6 protein-coding genes and 4 pseudogenes are annotated in these 6146 nt (G+C 43.6%); 6 read left to right on the forward strand and 4 right to left on the reverse strand.

Annotation, left to right across the window (positions count from 1 at the left end):
* Positions 1–608: 608 nt before the first annotated feature.
* Entirely contained in the window at positions 609–830 is a 222-nt protein-coding gene (locus FC70_RS02335; RefSeq protein WP_235804064.1) for a hypothetical protein, read from the reverse strand.
* Between FC70_RS02335 and FC70_RS02340 the strand changes: the two genes are divergently transcribed.
* From FC70_RS02340 to FC70_RS02350, 3 genes are read left to right on the forward strand one after another with little or no spacing between them, the layout of a single operon-like run.
* Complete coding sequence (locus tag FC70_RS02340) at positions 829–1299, forward strand: PH domain-containing protein (protein WP_057889443.1); 471 nt, start codon at positions 829–831, stop codon at positions 1297–1299. The two genes, FC70_RS02335 and FC70_RS02340, sit on opposite strands and share 2 nt — an antisense overlap.
* Complete coding sequence (locus FC70_RS02345) at positions 1292–2806, forward strand: PH domain-containing protein (RefSeq protein WP_057889444.1); 1515 nt, start codon at positions 1292–1294, stop codon at positions 2804–2806. The genes FC70_RS02340 and FC70_RS02345 overlap by 8 nt, the downstream gene beginning before the upstream one ends.
* Positions 2807–2837: 31 nt before the next feature.
* On the forward strand, positions 2838–3614 hold the full coding sequence (locus FC70_RS02350; RefSeq protein ID WP_057889445.1) for an AAA family ATPase: 777 nt from the start codon (positions 2838–2840) through the stop codon (positions 3612–3614).
* A gap of 8 nt (positions 3615–3622) precedes the next feature.
* Here the strand turns inward: FC70_RS02350 and FC70_RS09450 are convergent.
* Positions 3623–4238 (reverse strand): annotated as a pseudogene (locus FC70_RS09450) (IS5 family transposase); the annotation flags it as partial.
* A 16-nt stretch (positions 4239–4254) separates the two neighbouring features.
* Here FC70_RS09450 and FC70_RS02360 point away from each other — a divergent pair.
* The 3 genes and pseudogenes from FC70_RS02360 to FC70_RS02370 form a co-directional block, all read left to right on the forward strand.
* A complete protein-coding gene (locus tag FC70_RS02360; protein ID WP_123827745.1) occupies positions 4255–4740 on the forward strand; it encodes a hypothetical protein in 486 nt (161 codons plus the stop codon).
* A gap of 1 nt (position 4741) precedes the next feature.
* Entirely contained in the window at positions 4742–5251 is a 510-nt protein-coding gene (locus FC70_RS02365; protein WP_057889447.1) for a ClbS/DfsB family four-helix bundle protein, read from the forward strand.
* Positions 5248–5421 (forward strand): annotated as a pseudogene (locus FC70_RS02370) (recombinase family protein); the annotation flags it as partial. The gene FC70_RS02365 and the pseudogene FC70_RS02370, both read left to right, overlap by 4 nt.
* On the opposite strand, the pseudogene FC70_RS09090 reads toward FC70_RS02370, so the two are convergent.
* A pseudogene (locus FC70_RS09090) lies at positions 5421–5594 on the reverse strand (transposase); the annotation flags it as partial. The pseudogenes FC70_RS02370 and FC70_RS09090 overlap by 1 nt on opposite strands.
* Positions 5595–5939: 345 nt before the next feature.
* Positions 5940–6146, reverse strand: a pseudogene (locus FC70_RS02375) (site-specific integrase); the annotation flags it as partial.

Raw genomic sequence — 6146 nt, forward strand, 5'->3', positions numbered from 1 at the left:
TCGTTGATAAACAGACAAAACCTCGTTGATAAACAGACAAAACCTCGTTGATAAACTTCTATAAGCCTTGGGAGAGTAAGGCTGAAAGGGGGTCTAAAAGAGGTTTAAAAGAGGTTTATAAAAGAGATTTAAAAGAGGCACCACTGTACGAGATCAAAACCTAGAAGCAAAAAACACAAAGGAGTGAGCTAAAACCAGCTCACATTAAACTCCAGTCGCTATGCTCCTTGCGCCTCACTCTGTTCGTTGCCTAAAAGGTGTGGCAAGCCACATTAATTCGGGCGCTGACGCCCCAAACCCCGTCCAAGCTGAGCCAGGTTAACCGCTTTTTCACTCGCCGTTAGGCAGGAAAGCAAAGTTTTATAGAAACTTTGGCTTTCGCCATTTAAGTGTAAAGACTGGTTAAGAGCTGTCAATTCCTTATGCTCCCACGCTTTGCTCGTCCGCTACCATTGACAGCAAACAGTTAGTTTTTTTGAATCTTAACAAGAACTTAGCGGCTATGTTCGTTTTTTAGGGCCTTATTTTTCGTTTCTAGCAATTTTAAGACTATTCATATACATTTATACCAAAGCAAAACAAAAAGCCCTCAGCAGGCTCTTAGAGGGCTAAATAACAAAGCCAGGACGATTAATAATATCTTCTTGTCTTTTTTGCAAAATATAAGTGTATAAGGAATCATACAAATTCTTTTTAATCTCGTCAGGTTCATTGACAGAAGCTTCAAACAATTCTTGAATATCAACTATTCCAACACTTTTGAAGCGTAAACGGTTTCGTTTAGACCAATTTTCTGCTATCCTGACGAAAACGGAGGCGACGAACAACATGGAACAAACAGGACAGGCTTTACCGGCCACCATCCAACGAATCTGGCGTGCCAGTGCCGCAATCTGGGCTTTGGTCATTCTAATTGCCGGCTTACTTTTGATTGCGGCGTGGCATTTTTGGCATTGGTCGCTGTGGTTAGCAATAGGCGCCATGGGATTTGCCATTTTACAATTGATTTTCCGTCTTGCTTTAGTGCCCTATCGCTACCGTTTCTGGCGGTACAACATTACCCCCACAGCCGTTTTCCTACAAAAAGGTTTCTTCTTTCAAAAAAATGAAGCCATTCCGATTGCCCGCATTCAAAATGTGACATTAGAAGCCGGGCCGCTGCTGCAATGGCAGGAACTTCAGCAAGTCAATATTGAAACGGCCAGCACGGCGCATGTTATCGACGGTGTTACCCGACCGGTTGCGGATCAACTGCGAAATCAGATTCTACAACTGGCCCAGGAGGTGCGCAATGAATGACAAACCCAAACGCCTTGCACCCATTGCCATCCCCATTCATTGGCTGATGTCATTTATTGCTTGGTGGCCGATACTTGTCAGTGGCGGCTTTTCAATCTTGAAGAACGATATGAAGCCCAAAGAATTTCTATTTTGGATCAGTCTAGTATTAGGCATTTTGGTATTAACGCTGCTTTGGTCTATTGTGCATTATTTGCGCTTTACCTACTTAGTCGCACCAGACGGCTTGACCATCAATAGCGGAGTCTTCATTCGAAAAATCAATCACATTCCATACGGCCGTATTCAGACCGTTCAGCGCCGGCAGTGGTTCTTTTTAAAACCGCTTGGCCTGGAGCAGGTCTCTATTGAAACTGCCGGGAAGGAATCCAAGAAGGCTGAAGGAATGCTCGCCGCCGTTCCGACAACGGTAGCAGATGCCATCAATCGTTATCGGCAAGGGCTGACTGATACGCCAACCGCTTCGGCTAGTGACCCTACGACTGAGGGTGCGCAAACCGAAGTAACCCCGGCGGCAAAAACCCCAGACGCTGCCTACAAAATCAATGCGCATGATCTCAATCAATATGCGCTCACTTCGCTTGGGTTCATTCCCATCATTACCGGGATTCTCTGGCTGGTCCAAAAGGTTCAGGAATACTTTCCCGACAGCTGGTATAAGCAAGCTGAACACGCGCTAACCGGACTGGCCATTTATCTGATTATTGCCTTAACGGTTATCGTCTTAGTGCTCGGCTTTGCCATTTCCTACCTGAACATTTTGCAGCGCTATTACCATTTCACGCTTGATCGAACCGGTAACGAATTGCAAACCAGTCGCGGCTTTTTTCAGACCAACACCGTCAGTGCCCAACTATCCCGCGTCCAAGCCGTACGCTTCAAGCAAAGCGTGTTACGGCAGTGGTTTCATCTCAGCACGGTTCAGGCACTTCTGGCATCAAGTGCTGCCGATGATGAAAAAAACGATGATTTGGTTCTGATGCCCGTCATCAGGCAACGGCAGGCGCTAACGACTATGCAAACATTCATCAGCTGGTTGCCAACCGCCGCCCCTGAATTAGAGCCGATACCGACTCGTCATCGCTGGTACTATGTGCGAAACATCGTGCTAGGTAATTTTGGCCTGATCGTCTTGCCGGCTATCTTAGCCAGTACCTTATGGCTGCATCTTAACTGGTGGCTGTGGCTCTTACCGGTTGGCCTACTGTGGCTTGTCATCGTTGCTTTACAAGGCCAATACGCCGGAGCTAATGCAGCAATCGGCATCGCAGCCCCCGATCAGCTCGTCATTCAAGTGGGCGAAACCTGGACCCGGCAACGTTATTTTGTGCGCAGGAAAGATATTCAAGCCATGAGTTTCAAACAGTCGCTGTGGATGAAACCGCGAAAAATGGCACATCTGGAAATTCACATCCGCAAAGGCAATAACGATCAGAGTGTCAGTTCACGGTACATGAAAGCCGATTTAGCTAAACGCATCATGAGCTGGTACCAACCGTTGCCTTAATCAGTCGCTTTAAAAGTCAGGAGTCTTACCTTTGCTACTCACCAAGATCGAATACGCACCACCACGTCATCACAGCGATTACCCGTTTAATTTGCCTTGGCAAGCCGATTTTCACGAATTAATCCTGACCCGTCCGGTGACTATTTTAACCGGCGACAATGGTAGTGGAAAATCCACGTTGCTCAATGCGATCGCTGCCAATTACAATGCCATCCTCATGAGTGGTGCCGCATTGGAAGACCACCCTGAGTATGACAATAGCCGTGCCTTGGCCCGCCACCTTAAGCTAACGTGGACGTATCGGACCAAAGCCGGCTTTTTCTTTCGCGCCGATGATTTCATTTCATTCATTCGCGCCACCCGCGGCCGCATCAAGTACGCGCAAACACAGCTTGAACATCTCGCCCCGCAAAGTTTGGAGCGTCTGCCCTATCTCAATACCCTAAGCGCAATCAAACATTTGTATCAGGTGGATTTAGACACTTTATCCCACGGCCAAGCGTTTCTAGCCTTATTTCGAGCGCGATTGCACGCCAACGCTTTATATTTATTAGACGAGCCCGAATCTCCCTTGACGCCGGAAAATCAGCTCAGCCTGTTAGCCCTGATTCATACCGCAGTCGCAAATGGTGCCCAGTTTATCATCAGTACCCATTCCCCTATCCTGATGGCTTATCCTGACGCCCAACTGCTCGCATTAGGCGACACCTTGGCACCCGTGCACTATGATCAAATCAACCATATCACTTTTCTGCGTAACTTCTTAGATGACCCGCAACGTTTCGTCTATCACCTGCTGAACGACTAAGAACCTGTCTAGTATCTTTTAAGAACTATCTTCAGGAAGGCCAATACAACCATTTGAAGACTGCTGTTAAGGGCACGTTCACAGTTTTTCCAAAGTCGCCGACATTTGTCTAGCCAACTCCATGAACGTTCAACGATCCATCGTTGAGGTAACACCGTGAACATATGCAACTCGTTGCGTTTAGCTACCGTCGTCTTAGCATTCAAAATGAGCTTCACCTGATCCGCAAAGTCATTGCCAGTGTAGCCACCATCAACCATGACATGCTGAACCAGCTCTAAATTTTGGCTAGCCAAACTAAACATAGCCAATGCACCTGAACGATCTGATACATTAGCTCGTGTCACGAGCTAATGGCTTGTGGTAAACCATTAATATCAACCGCCATGTGACGCTTAATCCCTGAACTCTTTTTGCCGCCATCGTAGCCACTATTTTTCGTTAAATCAGTGGTTTTAACACTTTGAGCATCAACAATCACAAACGACGTTCGGGCCGATCGGCCCTGTGCAAAGCGATATGAAGCAACAGTTTTGTTAAAAGCCTTTCTAATAGCGAATCAGCTGTCGGGTCTGGTTTATCTCGCCACATATCGTAATAGCGGTAGACAGTGTGCCATTCCGGAAGGCTATTTTTGTGTTTGGTAGGAATTTCAATTTTTGGAGCTTTAGGTTTTGGACTCTACTTTTTATTTTTTACTGGAGTTTCTAATCAATGGGTTTGGGCAAGTGTCCTACTAATAATTTTTATTATTATTACTTGGTTCTCAAAAAAATACGTTGATTGGAAGCATGGAGGAATACTCCTTGTAGTAGTCATTGCATTCATGGGAGCTTGTATTGATATACAAGGAAACCCGCTATATAACGAGCCGATTCGCCTCGTCTATCAACATCTAGGTACACTTAAAGTTACGAACATCATGACATCAATCAATGGTACTACTGGAGTTAACTATTATTTTAATATTGTTAATCCATCTGGTCATGTTGTAAAACAATTAAACATGTGGGGCGTTGCTCTCTTTCGTTTTATTGAATACTTAGTTATTTACAGTATTCTTTTAAGCATGCTTGTCCCAATGTTTAAATTAGTTAGAAATATTAAATTAAAAAAGGAGAGTTAAAATGAGGGTTTACACCAACAAGGAAGAATTAATTACAGAAATCAAACAACGCTACCAAAAATATATCGCTGAATTTGAGAACATTCCTGAAGACTTGAGGGATAGGCGAACTGACGAAGTCGATAAAACGCCCTCTGAAAACTTATCTTATCAGTTAGGGTGGTTATCCTTATTGTTAGGCTGGGAAGAGAAAGAGAAGGCAGGAATTGAAGTTCAAACGCCAGCAGAAGGCTATAAATGGAATAACTTAGGTGGGCTTTATCAATCGTTTTATGATACTTATGGAGAAGAAACCTTAGATGAACAAATTCAACAGTTGGATAAAAAAGTGATTGACTTATGCGCTTGGATAGAAACATTGAGCGATAAAGAGTTGTTTGAACCTGAACAACGAAAATGGGCAACTAAAAAAGCAAAATGGCCTTTGTATAAGTGGATTCATATTAATAGCGTAGCACCATTTACAAATTTCCGAACCAAAATACGTAAGTGGAAGAAGATTTTCTTATGAAATACGGCTATGCACGAGTAAGTACCCTAGACCAAAAATTGGAAAATCAAATCGAACAACTAACAGACGCAGGCGCAGAAATAATTGTGCAAGAGAAGCTGACAGGGACAACCAAACAGCGTCCTGAATTTCAAGACTTACTGGCACGATTAGAAGCAGGCGATACCTTGAAATCGTGCGGTAATTCACGCCATTGACACCCTGTAGTAAGCGAGTAAAGGATGGCATTGAATACGTCATAAAGATCATAACGACGCGGTCTTGTATGCTTGCGGAAGTTTTCTAAATCAGGTTGTATTAACGCAAATTGCGCTCGAGAAATATTGCTTGGATAATCTGGCATGACAAACTCCTCAGTCGGTTTTCCACAATTCTACCAGATTCAGCAGATACTAGACAGGTTCTAAAAATTCTCTGCACAAAGCAATTAAAAAATTTGGGCTTAAAACAGCGTAATCTGCAACATTTTTTAAGTATTTAAAGCATAACAAACTTAGTTAAGTGTAAGTATAATTGAATTAAAAATACATTCCATTCAACAATGGAAAAAATTGATTTTATGATTATCAGCAGACCGAGTAAAACGAGGTCAATGCGCACTTACACCCCACTAAAAATTAGTGGAGGTTTTGTGCTTAAAATCTGTCTCAGAAGTTGCCTTCGGCAACAACTAAAAATCCAAATAAAACTAACCAAAATCAATTTGATCTAACATACTTTCGGTACTGGCTTGGTCTAAGCCTAAATAAGCTAAAGTCATGGCTTCACTTGAATGATTTAATAAGTGCATGACTAGGCCAATATTGTAATTTGATTGCGTGTAAACACGATAAGCCCCAGTTTTGCGCATTGTGTGGGTCCCTAGATAATTAATTCCTAACAGATCGCCAACCTT

It is taken from the genome of Paucilactobacillus oligofermentans DSM 15707 = LMG 22743, assembly GCF_001434315.1.
Taxonomy (GTDB): domain Bacteria; phylum Bacillota; class Bacilli; order Lactobacillales; family Lactobacillaceae; genus Paucilactobacillus; species Paucilactobacillus oligofermentans.